The organism is Pseudomonas sp. LPB4.O (genome assembly GCF_038383825.1).
Lineage (GTDB): Bacteria > Pseudomonadota > Gammaproteobacteria > Pseudomonadales > Pseudomonadaceae > Aquipseudomonas > Aquipseudomonas putida.
This window is the reverse complement of the sequence record NZ_CP151298.1, coordinates 5,875,985-5,893,690: the sequence shown is the minus strand read 5'-3', so window position 1 is coordinate 5,893,690 and position 17,706 is coordinate 5,875,985. Positions and strand designations below refer to the sequence as shown.

Here is a 17,706-nt window from a genome sequence, read left to right as displayed (position 1 = left end):
GAGAGCGTCGTCATGTCCCAGTCGCCATCCCTGCATCAACTGCAAGAGCTCAACCCTTTCCTGCGTCGCCACCTGGGCCCCGATGCCGCAGAGCAGCAGGCCATGCTCAACGTGTTGGGTGTTGCCAGCCGCAACGAGCTGATCGAGCAGACCGTACCGCCAGACATCCGCCTCAATCGCCCCCTCGACCTGCCAGCGGCGCTGGACGAACAGGCCGCCCTGGCCAAGCTCGCCGGATACGCCGAGCAGAACCAGGTCTGGACCAGCCTCATCGGCATGGGCTACCACGGCACCATCACCCCCACGGTCATCCTGCGTAACGTGCTGGAAAACCCCGGCTGGTACACCGCCTATACGCCGTATCAACCCGAAATCGCCCAAGGCCGGCTGGAGGCGTTGCTGAACTTCCAGCAAATGGTCATCGACCTCACCGGGCTGGCGCTGGCCAATGCCTCGCTGCTCGATGAAGCCACCGCCGCCGCCGAGGCCATGGCCTTGGCCAAGCGGATGGCGCGCAACAAGAGCAACGCCTTCTTTGCCGACCAACACTGCCACCCGCAGACACTGTCGGTGCTGAAGACCCGCGCCGAGGGCTTTGGCTTCGAACTGATCGTCGACGCTGTGGATAACCTTGGCAAACACGCGGTTTTCGGCGCGTTGCTGCAGTACCCCGACACCCACGGCGAGGTGCGCGACCTGCGCCCGCTGATCGACCATCTGCACAGCCAGCAGGCGCTGGCCTGCGTGGCTGCCGACCTGCTCAGCCTGGTGGTGCTGGCGCCCCCCGGCGAGCTGGGCGCCGATGTGGTGCTGGGCTCGACCCAGCGCTTCGGCGTGCCGATGGGCTACGGTGGCCCCCACGCGGCCTACTTCGCCTGCCGCGACGACTACAAGCGTGCCATGCCGGGGCGCATCATTGGCGTGTCCCGCGATGCCCGTGGCAACACGGCGCTGCGCATGGCCCTGCAAACCCGCGAGCAGCATATCCGCCGCGAGAAGGCCAACTCCAACATCTGCACGGCCCAGGTGTTGTTGGCCAACATTGCCGGCTTCTACGCGGTGTATCACGGCCCTGAAGGCCTGCAGCGCATCGCCCAGCGCGTGCACCGGCTGACCTTCATCCTGGCGGCTGGGCTGGAAGCCAAAGGCATCCAGCGGCTCAACCAGCATTTCTTCGACACCCTCACCCTGGATGTAGGCGGTGCCCAGGCGGCCATTATCGAAAGCGCTGAAGCCGCGCACATCAACTTGCGCATTCTTGGCCGGGGGCACCTGGGCGTGAGCCTGGACGAAACCTGTAACGAGCACACGGTGTTGCGCCTGCTCGACATCTTTCTCGGTGTGGACCACGGCCTGCAGATCGCTGCCCTCGATCAGTTGGCCCTGCCCGAAGGCATTCCTGCTGGCCTGGTGCGGCGCACGCGGTTTCTCGCTCACCCGGTGTTCAACCTGCACCACAGCGAAACCGAGATGCTGCGCTACCTCAAGCAGTTGGAGAACAAGGACCTGGCCCTGAACCAGTCGATGATCCCGCTGGGCTCGTGCACCATGAAGCTCAACGCCACCAGTGAGATGATCCCCATCACCTGGCCCGGCTTTGCCCGGATGCACCCCTTTGCCCCGGCGGCCCAGGCCACAGGTTACAAGGCGATGATCGATGAACTCGAACGCTGGCTGTGCGCGATTACTGGCTTCGACGCCATCTGCATGCAGCCCAACTCCGGTGCCCAGGGCGAGTACGCAGGCCTGATGGCCATTACTCGCTACCATCGCAGCCGCCACCAGCCACAGCGCACGCTGTGCCTGATTCCGTCGTCGGCGCACGGCACCAACCCGGCGTCGGCGCAAATGGCGGGCATGGAGGTGGTGATCGTGGATTGCGACGAGCACGGCAACGTCGACCTGGCCGACCTCAAGGCCAAGGCCCACGCGGCCGGGGAGCGCCTGTCATGCCTGATGGTCACGTACCCGTCCACCCACGGGGTGTACGAAGAGGGTATTCGCGAAATTTGCGAAGTGGTCCATCAGCACGGCGGCCAGGTGTACATGGATGGCGCCAACCTCAATGCCCAGGTGGGCCTGACGCGTCCGGCCGACATTGGTGCCGATGTCTCGCACATGAACCTGCACAAGACTTTCTGCATTCCCCACGGCGGGGGTGGCCCCGGCATGGGGCCGATCGGTATCCGCGCGCACCTCACGCCGTTTGTAGCCAGCCACCCGGTGGTACCGGTGCCCGGCCTGGACCCGAACAACAGCGCGGTCAGCGCTGCGCCCTGGGGTAGCGCAAGCATCTTGCCGATCAGCTGGATGTACATTGCCATGATGGGGCCGCAGTTGGCCGATGCCAGCGAGGTGGCGATCCTTTCGGCCAACTACCTGGCCAGCCAGCTGGGCGGCGCCTTCCCGGTGCTCTACCGCGGGCGCAACCAGCGGGTGGCGCATGAATGCATCCTCGACCTGCGGCCGTTGAAGGCACTGACTGGCATCAGCGAGGAGGACGTAGCCAAGCGCCTGATGGACTATGGCTTCCACGCCCCGACCATGTCGTTCCCGGTGCCGGGTACGCTGATGGTAGAGCCAACCGAAAGTGAGTCGAAAGCCGAGCTGGATCGGTTCGTCGAGGCGATGCTGGCGATTCGTGCAGAGATTGGCGAGGTGCAGGAAGGCAACTGGCCAGCGGAGAACAACCCGCTCAAGCACGCGCCGCATACCCTGGCTGATGTACTGGGGGTGTGGGACAGACCGTATAGCCTGGAGCAGGGGGTGGCGCCCAGTGCTCACGTGCGCCAGCACAAGTACTGGCCGGCGGTGAACCGGGTGGACAACGTGTATGGGGACAGGAATCTGTTCTGTGCGTGTGTTCCGGTGGAGGCATATCGCTGAGAACAGGGGCCGCAAAGCGGCCCCAAGGAATTACTCGGCTACCGCATTCTTGGCCAGGATGGCATTGGCCAGCTCCATGTCGGAAGCCTGCATCCCTGGGTGCTCTGCCCGCGCCTGGCGCATGGCCGCTTCCAGGAACGGCCCGCGGATCGCGCCTTCGCTGGCGACGAAGCTGCTAGCGTCATCCTGCGCGGCCACAACCAGTTTGTGATCTCGCGAGGTCAGGTAGCTCGATGCCGTGGTTGCACCGGAAGTCATCACGTTACGCCAGAAGGTATCGGCCATGGCCGAGCCAATGGGCAGCGAAAGCAAGGCAGCGGCAGCGATGGCGGTTTTGAGACGCATGTTGAAACACCTCGAAGGGTGAGGGTTGAAGATGCGCGATTGGATCTTTCCGGGCAAGGCAAGTTCCTTGAATACAAAGGACTTTTCGTCAGCTGCAGACGCGCAGCACTTCCTCCGCTCGGGTCTGCCCGCAAGCCACTTTGGCCTCGCCGCAACGGCGCAGGTCAACCAGGCCATCGTCAAGCGCCTGGCGCCGCAAATGGGTCAGGTCGGCGTTCGGGCCAATCAATGCACGCAGGCTTTCGCTGGGCTGCAGCAGCTCGAACAGGCCCGTACGCCCATGAAAACCGGTGCCACGGCAGGTCGGGCAACTGGCTGATGGATTCGCCACACAGTCTGGGCACACAGTACGCACCAGTCGCTGGGCCATGACCCCGACCAGCGTGGCCTTGATCAGGTAGTCGGCCACACCCAGCTCTTGCAGGCGGGTGATTGCAGCGCAGGCGTCGTTGGTATGCAGGGTCGACAGTACGAGGTGCCCGGTCAGGGCCGCCTGCACCGCCACCAGCGCCGTTTCGCGGTCGCGGATCTCGCCGATCATGATGATGTCCGGGTCCTGGCGCAGCATGGCCCGCACGGCGCTGGCAAAACCCAGGTCTAGCGCGGGCTGTACCTGCAGCTGGTTGAAGGCCGGCTCCAGGCGCTCGATAGGGTCTTCGATGGTGCACAGGTTGACCTGCGGCGTGGCCAGCAGCTTGAGGCTGGCGTACAGCGTGCTGGTCTTGCCGGAACCGGTGGGGCCGGTGACCAGGATGATTCCTTGGCGCTGGCGCAGCAGGCCTTGCCACTGGGCCAGTTGTGGCCCCTCTAGACCGAGGCGCTCGAAGCCCTCGTGCAGTTGGTGCGGGTCGAACAGGCGCAGTACCAGCTTTTCGCCGAACGGGGTCGGCAGGGTCGACAGCCTTAGCTCCACTTCGCCGCCACCTGGTAGCCGGCTTTGCAGGCGGCCGTCCTGCGGGCGGCGCTTTTCTGCAACGTCCAGGCGGCCCAGGTGTTTCAGGCGGCTGACCAGCGCCAGGGTGACCCCGGCGGGGAAGGCATACACGGTGTGCAGCAGGCCATCGATGCGGTAGCGCAACTGGCCCTGTGCGCGTCGGGGTTCCAGGTGGATATCGCTGGCGCGCTGATCAATGGCGTACTGCAGCAGCCAGTCGACGATATGCACGATGTGCGCGTCGTCGGCGCTGGCCTCGGCCTGGCGCTTGCCTAGCTCCAGCCACTGTTCGAGTTCGCCCAGGCTGGTCGATTGCTGGTGCTGCGCGCCCTTTACCGACTGGGCCAGGCGGTGAAACGACTGCCCTGACTGGCGGATCTGCAACGGGTTGGCCAGCACGCGGCGGATCGGCCGACCCAGGCTGCGGGCCAGGTCAGCCTGCCAGTCGTCCTGGTAGGGCTGGGCGCTGGCCACGGTGATGCCGGAGGGGTCGTCGGCGACGATGAGGATACCGTGGCGCTGGGCGAAAGCAGGAGATACCAGGCCGGCGACCTGGGGCAGGTCGAGTTGCATGGGGTCGATACGCAGGTAGGGCTGGCCGACCTTGTTGGCCAGCCATTGGCAAAGGTGGTCCAGCTCCAGCAGTCGGCCAGGTTGCCGGCGGTCTTCCAGGCAGCAGGCGGCGATTTGTTCCAGCGGGTGGCCAGTGGGGTGGGTGGCGGCGTGTTCGAGCACTTGCAGGATGTCGGTGGCGTGCAGGTACTGGTCGGCGAGCAGGGCCTGTAGCACGTGCTTCAGGTCGAGTTCCAGGTTGTCGGTGGTGTGCATGGTTGGCGTCCGTGCCTGATGGGGAGTGCTGATCAAGGCTAGCCGGGCAGCGGAAGAGCATCGGAGGTGAAGGGTTTCAGGAATTTGCTATTTCTGTACCGACCCCATCGCCGGCACGCCAGCTCCCACAGGTACTGCACAATGTTCGAACCTGTGGTGATCCTGTGGGAGCTGGCTTGCCGGCGATAGGGCCGCAAATATTCATACAACCGCCAGCTCCACCCGGTGCATGTTTGTCAGGCTCACTTCACCCACACACACCAGGTTACGCAGTTTCTGCGCAATCACCTCGGCCCGGTGCCAGCTCAGGCCGCCAATGCCGACTTCGATATCCAGCCAGTCTTCATGCTGGCTGACGTGCACGCTGTGCGGGGTCAGGAACTGCAGGGCAAACAGGTTGAGCACGCGGCACAGGCTGTCGGGCTCGGCGTCGGCCTGCAGGCGGTAGTGCACGGTGCTGTGGGCGGTGCTGGCGGCCCAGGCGTCGGTACGGGGTTGTGCGTTCATGCTGGTCTCCGCAAATGTGGGAGAAATTCTTGCACGTCAGTGGCGGCATTTTTTCGCTATGATCTGATCATTTCGCTGTATTGATGAATTGATCAATTCAAATAACGCCGCTCAGGAGATTGAACAATGCATAGCGAGCTGGACGCCTACGACCGCCGCATTCTCGAACTGCTGCAAGAGGATGCTTCGCTGTCCAGCGCGCAGGTCGCCGAACGCGTAGGGCTGTCGCAATCGCCGTGCTGGCGGCGCATACAACGCTTGAAGGAAGAGGGGGTGATTCGCGGGCAGGTGACCTTGCTGGACCGCAAGAAGGTCGGCCTGAACACGCAGATTTTCGCCGAAGTAAAGCTCAATGCTCACGGGCGCTCCAACTTTACCGAATTCACCGAGGCGATCCGCGGGTTTCCGGAGGTACTGGAGTGTTATGTGCTGATGGGGGCGGTGGACTTTCTGCTGCGCATCGTCACGTCGGACATCGAGGCCTACGAGCGGTTCTTCTTCGAAAAGCTGTCGAACGTGCCGGGCATTCAGGAAGTGAACTCCATTGTGGCGCTGTCCGAGATCAAGTCCACTACCAGCCTGCCACTTTCGCGGTAGGACACACATTACAAGGCAGATGCGGTAACTGTAGGAGCAGCCTTGTGCTGCGAAGGGGCCGGTCTGACATAAAAAAATCTGTGGCAAAACGGGCCTCTTCGCAGCACAAGGCTGCTCCTACAGGGATTGCGTCCACCTGTAAGCCTTGTGCTGCGAAAAAGGCGATGTGGTATCAAGCCTTGAGCAGGTGCTTCCAGCCGCGGCTCTGGTCTACCGCCCGGGCCTGTTCGATACGCGCTTCCAGCACTTCATCGCTGATCGGCAGTTCGGCCAGCTCGTGCAGCTTCTTCAGGTCGCCATACAGGCGGTCCATCTGCGGCGCTTCCAGCACCTGACGGGCGTGGTGCAGCCAGCCCAGCAGTTGCTCGATACGTGGCAGCTGCTCGGCCAGGTCCTCTGGGCGCTGGGTGTACAGCGGCAGCTTCAACGCACGGCCTTCTTCGCCCAGCAGGTGTGTCAGCCAGCTGGCCAGCTGCGCCTTGCCCTGGCGTTCGCCACGGCCCTTGCGCTCCACGGTCCAGGTACGGGCCAGCAGCCAGCGCGAGGTTTCCAGCGAGAACTGGCCCCAGCGCACGTCTTCCAGCTCTTCGGCAAACTGCTCGGGCGCGGCGCGGCGGATGTCCTCGTCGTCGTTGCCGGCCTGCACCAGCGGGCGCCAGTCTTCCAGCAGGGCATCGAGGCTGCTGCGCAGGTCACGGGTGCTGGCACGCGGCGCGGCTTGGCCCAGGCTGGCGGTGAGTGCGCGCAATTCGCTCAGGCACTCGACCCAGTCCTGCAGCAGGCGCCAGTGGCCGTTGTGGCGGTACTGCTCGGCCAGGCGCTGGCTGCTGCCCAGCAGTTGCCAGGCCAATGCGGCGTAGGCGTCGTCCAGGGCCATTTCGGCTTCCAGCTCGGTGTGCGGCAGGCCCAGCTCGTAGCTGTCCGGCTCCAGCAGGCGGTAGCCACGCTCGGCCTTGCTGATGTCGCAGGGCATCAGCGGCAGGCTGGCGGCCAGCTCGGCGGCCAGCTCCAACAGCGCTTGCGGGTCACCTTCGCGCAGTTCCAGTTCCAGCTCGCAGATCTCTTCCTTACGCTTGCCGGCAATCACGAAGCCCTGGTCCAGCGCGGCCTCGATCACTACTTTGCTCTTGCCACGGCCCCAGGCGATTTCGGCGTATTCACGGCTGAAGTCGGTGGTGAACAGCGGCTTGATGGTTTTCTTGTCCAGGCCTGCCAGTTGCTCGGGCCAGCAGGTGGCGTCCAGCTTCTTCAGGTCGAGCTTGACCTTGTCCAGGTTCCATTCGTACTCGTTGCGCTCGGACAGGCCGGCCACGCTGGTGCCGCGGCACTTGAGGGTCTGGATGACGGCATCGCCATCGCGGCGCAGGCGCAGGGCGACACGGGCAGCGGCCAGCTCACGCTCGGGGGTGTCGAAGTACTGGTTGAGCAGTTCACGGGTCTGCCAGCCGGACTTGTTGCGCTTTTTCAGCAGAGGGTGCTCGCGCAGGGCGGCAAGGGTCTCGCGGCTGGCGCGGAGCTTCAGTTCGGTTTCTTTGTGCATCACAGACTCGAAAGAGGGGCGTGGTTGGCGGAGAGTCTACAGCAGTCAGCCGCCAACGGTTTATTCCAGACGGCGGATAGTCCTATGATGGGCAACGCTTCCGAGGAGTATGTGCATGCCGTTGCCGACGCTGAAAGACCAGTTTGCCGCCTTGATCGCCGCGCCTTCGGTCAGTTGCACCCAGCCCGCGCTGGACCAGTCCAACCGCCAGGTCATCGACCTGCTGGCGGGGTGGCTGGGCGACCTGGGGTTTACATGCGACATCCAGCAGGTCACTGCAGGCAAGTTCAACCTGCTGGCCAGCCGTGGCAGCGGCCCGGGTGGCCTGGTGCTGGCCGGGCACAGCGACACCGTCCCCTATGACGAACAGCTGTGGGCCAGCGACCCGTTGAAGCTGACCGAGGTCGATGGGCGCTGGGTCGGCTTGGGCAGCTGCGACATGAAGGGCTTTTTCGCCTTGGTCATCGAAGCCGTCATCCCGCTGTTGGAGCACGACTTCAAGCAGCCACTGCTGATCCTCGCCACCTGCGACGAAGAAAGCTCCATGTCCGGTGCCCGCGCCCTGGCCGAGGCCGGCCAGCCGCTGGGCCGTGCTGCGGTCATCGGCGAGCCTACCGGGCTGCGGCCAATCCGCATGCACAAGGGCATTCTCATGGACCGCATCGACATCCTCGGGCGCAGCGGCCATTCGTCGGACCCAAGCCTGGGCCGCAGCGCCCTGGAGGCCATGCACACGGTGATGGCCGAGCTGATGGGCTTGCGCCAGCAATGGCAGCACACCTATCGCAACCCACAGTTCACCGTGCCGACCCCGACCATGAACTTTGGCTGCATCCACGGCGGCGACAACCCCAACCGCATCTGCGGCCAGTGTGCGCTTGAATTCGACCTGCGGCCGTTGCCGGGCATGGATGTGGAGCAACTGCGCGCAGCCATTCGGGAGAAGCTGGTGCCCGTGGCCGAGCGCCATGAAGTGCGCATCGACTACGCGCCACTGTTCCCGGAGGTGCCGCCGTTCGAGCAGGCTGCCGATACCGAGCTGGTGCAAGTGGCGGAACGCCTGACCGGCCATCGCGCCGAAGCGGTGGCGTTTGGCACCGAAGCGCCTTATCTTCAGCAGCTGGGCTGCCAGACCATCGTGCTGGGCCCTGGCGACATCGCCTGTGCCCACCAGCCCGGCGAATACCTTGAAATGTCACGAATCGAGCCTACCGTGCGTCTATTGCGTGACCTGATCCGGCACTATTGCCTGCACTAAACGTCAATCGAGTTGATTCGTTCCTGCCTAGAGGAGACCGCGCGTGACCGCAAGCCTGTTCCGACGATGATCTTGAACGCCCCTTGTATCGCCGTTCTCCGTCCACTTATCCACAGGCCCTGTCATGCCCGACTACGTCAACTGGCTGCGTCATGCCTCCCCGTACATCAATGCCCATCGCGACTGCACCTTCGTGGTCATGCTCCCCGGCGATGGGGTGGAACACCCTAATTTCGGCAACATCGTCCACGACCTGGTGTTGCTGCACAGCCTTGGCGTGCGCCTGGTGCTGGTGCATGGCTCGCGCCCGCAGATCGAAAGCCGATTGGCCGAGCGCGGGCTGACCCCGCACTACCACCATGGCCTGCGTATCACCGATGCCGCCACCCTGGACTGCGTGATCGATGCCGTTGGCGCCCTGCGCCTGGCCATCGAGGCGCGCCTGTCGATGGACATCGCCGCTTCGCCGATGCAGGGCTCGCGCCTGCGGGTGGCGTCCGGCAACCTGGTCACCGCGCGGCCGATCGGCGTGCTTGAAGGGGTGGACTACCACCACACCGGTGAAGTGCGCCGGGTCGACCGCAAGGGCATCAGCCGCCTGCTCGACGAGCGCTCCATCGTGCTGCTATCGCCGCTGGGCTACTCGCCCACCGGGGAAATCTTCAACCTGGCCTGCGAAGACGTGGCCACCCGTGCCGCCATTGAGCTGGGGGCCGACAAGTTGCTGCTGTTCGGCGCCGAGCCGGGCCTGCTGGACGCAGACGGCAAGCTGGTGCGGGAACTGCGGCCGCAGCAGGTTGCCCCGCACCTGCAGCGCCTGGGCAGCGACTACCAGGGTGAACTGCTGGACGCCGCCGCCGAGGCCTGCAAGGGCGGCGTGGCACGCAGCCACATTGTCAGTTATGCCGAGGACGGCGCGCTGCTGACCGAGCTGTTCACCCGTGGTGGTGGCGGTACGCTGGTGTCGCAGGAGCAGTTCGAAGTGGTGCGTGAGGCGACCATCGAGGATGTAGGCGGCTTGCTGGAGCTGATCAGCCCGCTGGAAGAACAGGGCATCCTGGTGCGCCGCTCGCGTGAAGTGCTGGAGCGGGAGATCGAGCAGTTCAGCGTGGTGGAGCGCGAGGGCATGATCATCGCCTGTGCGGCGCTGTACCCGATTGCCGAATCCGAAGCAGGGGAGTTGGCGTGCCTGGCGGTGAACCCGGAATACCGCCACGGCGGGCGCGGGGATGAATTGCTGGAGCGCATCGAGAGCCGGGCGCGACAGATGGGTTTGAATACCCTGTTTGTGCTGACGACGCGTACTGCGCACTGGTTCCGTGAGCGCGGTTTTGCACCCAGCGGCGTGGAGCGCCTGCCATCGGCGCGGGCATCGCTGTACAACTACCAGCGCAACTCCAAGATTTTCGAGAAGCCCCTGTAAGCCTGTGCCGGCCTCTTCGCGGGCTCGCCCGCGAAGCAGGCGACACCGGTCTCAAGCAAAAACGCCGCCCTTGTGGGCGGCGTTTTGTTTACACGGTGTGCAGGTACCAGTTGTACTCGAGGTCGGAGATCGAGTGCTCGAACTCCTCCAGCTCGCTTTCCTTGCACGCGACAAAGATGTCGATGTACTTCGGATCGATGTACTTGTTGAGGATCTCGCTGTCGTCCAGCTCGCGCAGGGCATCGCGCAGGTTGTTCGGCAGGCTCTGCTCCAGCTGTTCGTACGAGTTGCCTTCGATCGGCTTGCCCGGCTCGATCTTGTTGGTCAGGCCATGGTGCACGCCAGCCAGCACGGCCGCCATCATCAGGTACGGGTTGGCATCGGCGCCGGCTACCCGGTGCTCGAGGCGCACGGCATCGGCAGAGCCTGTTGGCACACGCAGCGCTACGGTGCGGTTGTCCAGGCCCCAGCTTGGCGCGTTCGGTACATAGAACTGCGCGCCAAAGCGGCGGTACGAGTTGACGTTCGGGCAAAGGAACGCCATGGACGCGGGCAGGGTCTCGAGCACACCGCCGACAGCGTGACGTAGCGCGGCGTTCTGCTCGGGATCCTCGCTGGTGAAGATGTTGTGGCCATCTTTGTCCAGCACGGAAATGTGTACATGCAGGCCGTTGCCTGCCTGGCCCGGGTAGGGCTTGGCCATGAAGGTGGTATCCATTTCATGGTCGTAGGCGATGTTCTTGATCAACCGCTTGAGCAGTACTGCGTAGTCACAGGCCTTGAGCGGGTCGGGCACGTGGTGCAGGTTGACTTCGAACTGCGCCGGGGCGCTTTCCTTGACGATGGCGTCGGCCGGGATGCCTTGTTCTTTCGCGCCTTCAAGGATGTCCTGCAGGCAGTCGGCATATTCGTCGAGGTCGTCGATCAGGTACACCTGGGTCGACTGCGGGCGTTTACCTGAAATTGGCGAGCGCGGCGGCTGTGGGCGGCCGTTCACGTTCTCCTGGTCGATCAGGTAGAACTCCAGCTCGAATGCAGCGCAGATGGTAAGGCCCAGTTCGTCGAACTTGCTCACTACCTGACGCAGCACTTCACGAGGGTCGGCGAAGAACGGCTCGCCTTCGATCTCGTGCATGGTCATCAGCAGTTGGGCAGTGGGGCGCTTTTGCCACGGCTCATTACAGAGCGTGTCGGGGATCGGGTAGCAGATGCGGTCAGCATCGCCGATGTCCAGGCCAAGCCCGGTGCTTTCGACGGTGGAACCGTTGATGTCCAGGGCGAAGAGGGAGGCCGGCAGGTTGATGCCTTTCTCGTAAACCTTGTGGAGGCTGGTGCGCTCAATGCGCTTGCCACGCACCACACCATTCATATCTGCAATCAGAAGGTCAACGTAGAGAACCTCAGGATGTTCCTTAAGGAACGCGTTCGCTTCGTTAAGCTGAACGGCACGCGGGGGTACCGACATGATGCAACACCTTTGTTGTTAAAAATATCAATCAAGGGGGGCTTGCAGGACCAGTCAATCGAAAAGCCATACTGATGTCAAGCCAACCCCATGATGCCCTGAAATGGCACATCTACGGCAGATTTGCTGCAAATCGGGGCGTGCCATTATCCGCTATTTCTCGTGTGAAGGGCTATCTCAAGCGTACCGTCTTTTATTTTTTACGCGGGTGTTGTGTAAAAAAATGAACAAGGCTAAGCTCGGTCACAACCCAGAACACAATAATACGAGGGTCACATGGTCCGCTTGCCGCGACCTGAAAGCACTGCCTGCGCAGTGCCAACGGGTACTTCTGTCGTTTTTGCAAGCTTCGTCGATGGCGTGGTCGCCCTGGCCGCAATAATTGACGTTTGGCGTTTTCGGGCCCGCCCTCGTAGCGGCTTGCCGCCCTTCGCTTCGTCTTCCTGCCCTTCGAACTCATTACGGACACACTTGTTTTCAGTGTATCCACTGCGGCGCTGCGCGGGGGTTTTTGCTTTAGCAATCTACTCCATCCAGAATCAATGCGCGGCCCACCTTACCTCCTGAGGTATTTATGAGTAACAACCTCGACCAGCTCACCGATTGGTTGAAAGAGCACAAGATCACCGAAGTCGAATGCATGATCAGTGACCTGACCGGCATCACGCGCGGCAAGATTTCGCCCACCAACAAATTCATCGCCGAAAAAGGCATGCGCCTGCCCGAGAGCGTGCTGCTGCAGACCGTGACCGGCGACTACGTCGACGACGACATCTATTACGAACTGCTCGACCCGGCCGACATCGACATGATCTGCCGCCCCGACGAGAATGCCGTGTTCCTTGTACCGTGGGCCATCGAGCCGACTGCGCAGGTGATCCACGACACCTACGACAAGAAGGGCAACCCGGTCGAACTGTCGCCACGCAACGTCTTGAAGAAAGTCCTCAAGCTCTACGCCGACAAGGGCTGGCAGCCGATTGTCGCGCCTGAGATGGAGTTCTACCTGACCAAGCGCAGCGAAGACCCGGACTTCCCGTTACAGCCTCCGGTAGGCCGTTCGGGCCGCCCGGAAACCGGCCGCCAGTCGTTCTCGATCGAAGCCGCCAACGAATTCGACCCGCTGTTCGAAGACGTCTACGACTGGTGCGAACTGCAGCAGCTGGACCTGGACACGCTGATCCACGAAGACGGCACGGCGCAGATGGAAATCAACTTCCGTCACGGCGACGCCCTGCACCTGGCCGACCAGATCCTGGTGTTCAAGCGCACCATGCGCGAGGCGGCGCTCAAGCACAACGTGGCTGCCACCTTCATGGCCAAGCCGATGACCGGCGAGCCGGGCAGTGCCATGCACCTGCACCAGAGCGTGGTCGACGTGGCCACCGGCAAGAACATCTTCAGCAATGAAGACGGCAGCATGAGCGAGCTGTTCCTCCACCACATCGGTGGCCTGCAGAAGTTCATCCCCGAGGCGCTGCCGCTGTTCGCCCCCAACGTCAACTCGTTCCGCCGCTTCCTGCCCGACACTTCGGCGCCGGTGAACGTGGAGTGGGGCGAAGAAAACCGCACTGTCGGCCTGCGCGTACCGGATGCCGGCCCGCAAAGCCGCCGGGTCGAGAACCGCCTGCCGGGCGCCGACGCCAACCCATACCTGGCCATTGCTGCCAGCCTGCTGTGTGGCTACATCGGCATGGTCGAAGGCATTCAGGCCAGCGCGCCGGTACAGGGCCGTGGCTACGAACGCCGCAACCTGCGCTTGCCGCTGACCATCGAAGACGCCCTGGAGCGCATGGAAAACAGCCGTGCGCTGGTGCAGTACCTGGGCAAGAAGTTCATCACCGGCTACGTCGCAACCAAGCGCGCCGAACACGAAAACTTCAAGCGTGTCATCAGTTCCTGGGAGCGAGAGTTCCTGCTGTTCGCTGTCTGATAAACCCTGGGGCCGCTGGAGCGCGGCTGTCGAACAACGGAGAAGCACATGAGCACCAACAACCCGCAAACCCGTGAATGGCAAACCCTGAGCGGGGAGCACCATCTCGCACCTTTCAGTGACTACAAGCAGCTGAAGGAGAAGGGGCCGCGCATCATCACCAAGGCCCGGGGGGTGCATTTGTGGGACAGCGAGGGGCACAAGATCCTCGATGGCATGGCGGGCCTGTGGTGCGTGGCGGTCGGTTACGGCCGTGAAGAGCTGGTGCAGGCAGCAGAAAAGCAGATGCGCGAGCTGCCGTACTACAACCTGTTCTTCCAGACGGCCCACCCGCCTGCACTGGAACTGGCCAAGGCCATTACCGATGTGGCGCCCGAGGGCATGACCCATGTGTTCTTCACCGGCTCCGGCTCCGAAGGCAACGACACCGTGCTGCGTATGGTGCGCCACTACTGGGCGTTGAAGGGCAAGCCGCACAAGCAGACCATCATCGGACGTATCAACGGCTACCACGGCTCCACCTTTGCTGGTGCTTGCCTGGGCGGCATGAGCGGCATGCACGAGCAGGGCGGCTTGCCGATCCCGGGCATCGTGCACATCCCGCAGCCGTACTGGTTCGGCGAAGGCGGTGACATGACCCCGGATGCGTTCGGTATCTGGGCGGCCGAACAGCTGGAGAAGAAAATCCTCGAAGTCGGCGAAGACAACGTCGCCGCCTTCATTGCCGAGCCTATCCAGGGTGCAGGCGGCGTGATCATCCCGCCAGAAACCTACTGGCCGAAGGTGAAGGAGATTCTCGCCAAGTACGACATCCTGTTCGTTGCCGACGAAGTCATCTGTGGTTTCGGCCGTACCGGCGAGTGGTTCGGCTCTGACTACTACGACCTCAAGCCCGACCTGATGACCATCGCCAAGGGCCTGACCTCCGGTTACATCCCCATGGGCGGTGTGATCGTGCGTGACAAAGTGGCCAAGGTGATCAGCGAAGGCGGTGACTTCAACCACGGCTTCACCTATTCGGGCCACCCGGTAGCGGCCGCGGTGGGCCTGGAAAACCTGCGCATCCTGCGCGACGAGAAAATTGTCGAGAAGGCGCGTACTGAAGCGGCACCGTATTTGCAAAAGCGTTTGCGTGAGCTGCAGGACCACCCGTTGGTGGGGGAAGTGCGCGGCCTTGGCATGCTTGGCGCGATCGAACTGGTGAAAGACAAGGCCACCCGCAGCCGTTACGAGGGCAAGGGCGTGGGCATGATCTGCCGCACCTTCTGCTTCGAAAACGGCCTGATCATGCGTGCGGTGGGTGACACCATGATCATCGCGCCGCCGCTGGTCATCAGCCATGCGGAAATCGACGAACTCGTGGAAAAGGCACGCAAATGCCTCGACTTGACCCTTGAGGCGATTCGGTAGGCATTTGCTAGGCTAGCGATGTGACATTAAGTCGTTACAAGGCTCTGCTTTCCTTGAAACAGAGCCTCGTAACTTGCCAGACTAGCGACTGATTCAGTCGCCGCGCGCTCTGCACCGTAGGTCCTGGCTGCTGAACAGATGGCTAAATAAAAATTCTGGAGCATGACGCATGAATAAAATGGGCAAGACGTTGCTGGCTGCAGCCCTGATGGGGGCCATGGCTACTGCTGCACAGGCTGACGACAAGGTGTTGAACGTCTACAACTGGTCGGACTACATCGCGCCGGACACCATCGCCAAGTTCGAGAAGCAGACCGGTATCAAGGTCAAGTACGACGTATTCGACAGCAACGAAACCCTCGAAGCCAAGCTGCTGGCAGGCAAGTCGGGCTACGACATCGTGGTGCCGTCCAACAACTTCCTGGCCAAGCAGATCAAGGCGGGGGTTTACGAGGAACTGGACCGTTCCAAGCTGGCTAACTGGAAAAACCTCGATCCGGACCTGCTCAAAGCCGTTGGCGATGCCAGCGACAAGGACAACAAGCACGCCTTCCCGTACATGTGGGGCTCGATCGGCATCGGCTACAACCCGGAGAAGGTCAAGGCCGCGCTGGGCGTGGACAAGATCGACTCGTGGGACGTCGTGTTCAAGCCTGAGAACATTGCCAAGCTCAAAAGCTGCGGTGTGAGCTTCCTGGATGCACCGACCGAAATGATCCCGGCCGCGCTGCACTACCTGGGCCTGCCGAGCGACAGCACCAAGAAAGAAGACCTGAAGGCCGCCGAGGACCTGTTCCTCAAGATTCGTCCTTCGATCACCTATTTCCACTCCTCCAAGTACATCGGCGACATGGCCAACGGCAACATCTGTGTAGCCGTCGGTTACTCGGGTGACCTGGAGCAGTCCAAGGCCCGTGCCCACGAAGCCGGAGACAAGGTCAAAGTGGACTACGTCATTCCGAAAGAAGGCGCCGGTACTTTCTACGACATGGTCGCCATCCCGAAAGATGCCGAGCACAAGGATGAGGCCTACCAGTTCATGAACTTCCTGCTGCAGCCGGAAATCATGGCCGAGATCACCAACGCCGTGCGCTTCCCGAACGGCAACCAGGCTGCTACTGCGCTGGTGGATAAAGACATCAGCGGTGACCCGAGCATTTACCCGCCTGCCGAAGTGAAGAAGCAGCTGTACGCAATCGCTGCGCCTGACGCTTCTGTGCAGCGTGTGATCACCCGCAGCTGGACCAAGATCAAATCGGGCAAATAAGCCCGATGCGACACCTCTGGGCCGGGCTTTACCGGCCCAGAGCCAGTGAAAGGCAATTGTTGATTGCGGCATCGAAGCTGCGAAGGTAAGTTGCGCGCCGGTTTTGCGTGTGCGGCAGCATTGTCGCGACCCAGGCACTGATTGTGAGGAGCACCCACTTGTCTATTTCTGTATTCCGCAAGGCCTTGATGGCCGGTGCGGGCCTGACGCTGGCATGCAGCGTCCAAGCGGCGCCTACGGTGCACTTTTACAACTGGTCCGACTATATCGGCCCGACCACACTCGCGGACTTCGAGAAAGCAACGGGCATCAAGCCCGTGCAGGACGTGTTCGACTCCAACGAAACCCTGGAAGGCAAGCTGCTGGCCGGTAACACCGGCTATGACGTGGTAGTGCCGTCCAACCATTTCCTCGGCAAGCAGATCAAGGCGGGCGCGTTCCAGAAGCTCGACAAGAGCCTGCTGCCCAATTATGCCAACCTGGACCCGGCGTTGATGAAACGCCTGGAAAAGAACGACCCAGGCAACCAGTACGCCGTGCCTTACCTGTGGGGCACCAACGGCATCGGTTACAACGTCGACAAGGTGAAGGCCGCGCTGGGCGTGGACACCATCGACTCCTGGGCCGTGCTGTTCGAACCCGAGAACATGAAGAAACTCTCCAAGTGCGGCGTGGCCTTCCTCGACTCGGCGGACGAAATGCTGCCGGCGGTGCTCAACTACATGGGCCTCAACCCCAACAGCACCGACCCCAAGGACTATGCAAAAGCCGAGCAGAAGCTGCTGGCCGTGCGCCCGTACGTGACCTACTTCCACTCGTCCAAGTACATCACCGACCTGGCCAACGGCGACATCTGCGTCGCGGCAGGCTTCTCGGGCGATATCTTCCAGGCCAAGGCCCGCGCTGAAGAAGCGAAGAAGGGCGTGAACCTGGCCTACGCCATTCCCAAGGAAGGCGGCAACCTCTGGTTCGACGTGCTGGCGATCCCCGCCGACGCCAAGAACGTCAAAGAGGCCCACGCCTTCATCAACTATTTGCTGAAACCTGAGGTTATCGCCCAGGTCAGTGATTACGTCGGTTACGCCAACCCGAACCCCAAGGCTGGCGACCTGATGGACCAGGCCGTGAGGACTGACGCTGCGGTTTACCCACCGCAGGAAGTGCTGGACAAGATGTTCGTGAATTCAGAGTTGCCGCCCAAGGTGCAACGCTTGATGACCCGTAGCTGGACCAAGGTCAAGTCGGGCAAGTAACAATCCAGGCCCGCCGCCCAAGCAGGGGCGGGCACACAAATCTTGTTGGGAGTTTCACTC

The 17,706-nt window shown here is 62.5% G+C and carries 13 protein-coding genes; 8 read left to right on the top strand and 5 right to left on the bottom strand.

Annotated features, from left to right (window positions below; translation table 11 throughout):
• The first annotated feature begins 12 nt into the window (after positions 1-12).
• Positions 13-2,886 carry an aminomethyl-transferring glycine dehydrogenase gene (gene gcvP, locus MRBLPB4O_RS26635; RefSeq protein WP_341797068.1) on the top strand — a complete coding sequence of 958 codons (2,874 nt, stop codon included), beginning with the start codon at positions 13-15 and terminating at the stop codon, positions 2,884-2,886.
• A gap of 30 nt (positions 2,887-2,916) precedes the next feature.
• Here the strand turns inward: gcvP and MRBLPB4O_RS26630 are convergent, their stop codons facing one another.
• The 3 genes from MRBLPB4O_RS26630 to MRBLPB4O_RS26620 form a co-directional block, all read right to left on the bottom strand.
• The gene (locus MRBLPB4O_RS26630) at positions 2,917-3,231 is read right to left on the bottom strand and encodes a DUF2388 domain-containing protein (protein WP_016502153.1); all 315 of its coding nucleotides are present in this window, start codon (positions 3,229-3,231) and stop codon (positions 2,917-2,919) included.
• 88 nt (positions 3,232-3,319) lie between these two features.
• Positions 3,320-4,993 (bottom strand): GspE/PulE family protein, encoded by a 1,674-nt coding sequence (locus MRBLPB4O_RS26625; protein WP_341797067.1) that lies wholly within the window; start codon positions 4,991-4,993, stop codon positions 3,320-3,322.
• A 201-nt stretch (positions 4,994-5,194) separates the two neighbouring features.
• A complete protein-coding gene (locus MRBLPB4O_RS26620) occupies positions 5,195-5,500 on the bottom strand; it encodes a hypothetical protein (protein WP_341797066.1) in 306 nt (101 codons plus the stop codon).
• A gap of 126 nt (positions 5,501-5,626) precedes the next feature.
• Here MRBLPB4O_RS26620 and MRBLPB4O_RS26615 point away from each other — a divergent pair, with 126 nt between their 5' ends.
• Positions 5,627-6,097: an Lrp/AsnC family transcriptional regulator gene (locus tag MRBLPB4O_RS26615; protein ID WP_016502150.1), complete on the top strand. Its 471-nt coding sequence runs from the start codon at positions 5,627-5,629 to the stop codon at positions 6,095-6,097.
• Positions 6,098-6,269: 172 nt separating this feature from the next.
• Here MRBLPB4O_RS26615 and MRBLPB4O_RS26610 read toward each other — a convergent pair whose 3' ends face one another.
• Complete coding sequence (locus tag MRBLPB4O_RS26610; protein WP_341797065.1) at positions 6,270-7,637, bottom strand: CYTH domain-containing protein; 1,368 nt, start codon at positions 7,635-7,637, stop codon at positions 6,270-6,272.
• Positions 7,638-7,752: 115 nt separating this feature from the next.
• Between MRBLPB4O_RS26610 and argE the strand changes: the two genes are divergently transcribed.
• The gene (argE, locus tag MRBLPB4O_RS26605) at positions 7,753-8,895 is read left to right on the top strand and encodes an acetylornithine deacetylase (RefSeq protein ID WP_341797064.1); all 1,143 of its coding nucleotides are present in this window, start codon (positions 7,753-7,755) and stop codon (positions 8,893-8,895) included.
• Positions 8,896-9,019: 124 nt separating this feature from the next.
• Positions 9,020-10,318, top strand: a complete 1,299-nt coding sequence (gene argA, locus MRBLPB4O_RS26600) for an amino-acid N-acetyltransferase (protein WP_016489729.1) — start codon at positions 9,020-9,022, stop codon at positions 10,316-10,318.
• Between the two features lie 88 nt (positions 10,319-10,406).
• On the opposite strand, the gene MRBLPB4O_RS26595 is transcribed toward argA, so the two are convergent.
• Positions 10,407-11,783 (bottom strand): glutamine synthetase family protein, encoded by a 1,377-nt coding sequence (locus tag MRBLPB4O_RS26595; RefSeq protein ID WP_016502146.1) that lies wholly within the window; start codon positions 11,781-11,783, stop codon positions 10,407-10,409.
• A gap of 574 nt (positions 11,784-12,357) precedes the next feature.
• Between MRBLPB4O_RS26595 and MRBLPB4O_RS26590 the strand changes: the two genes are divergently transcribed.
• From MRBLPB4O_RS26590 to MRBLPB4O_RS26575, 4 genes are all read left to right on the top strand, one after another.
• A complete protein-coding gene (locus tag MRBLPB4O_RS26590; RefSeq protein ID WP_016502145.1) occupies positions 12,358-13,716 on the top strand; it encodes a glutamine synthetase family protein in 1,359 nt (452 codons plus the stop codon).
• Between the two features lie 48 nt (positions 13,717-13,764).
• Positions 13,765-15,126 (top strand): aspartate aminotransferase family protein, encoded by a 1,362-nt coding sequence (locus MRBLPB4O_RS26585; RefSeq protein WP_341797063.1) that lies wholly within the window; start codon positions 13,765-13,767, stop codon positions 15,124-15,126.
• A gap of 169 nt (positions 15,127-15,295) precedes the next feature.
• Positions 15,296-16,393, top strand: coding sequence for a polyamine ABC transporter substrate-binding protein (locus MRBLPB4O_RS26580; RefSeq protein ID WP_016502143.1), 1,098 nt, complete (start codon positions 15,296-15,298; stop codon positions 16,391-16,393).
• Between the two features lie 158 nt (positions 16,394-16,551).
• Positions 16,552-17,646 (top strand): polyamine ABC transporter substrate-binding protein, encoded by a 1,095-nt coding sequence (locus MRBLPB4O_RS26575; protein WP_041167936.1) that lies wholly within the window; start codon positions 16,552-16,554, stop codon positions 17,644-17,646.
• Positions 17,647-17,706 lie beyond the last annotated feature (60 nt).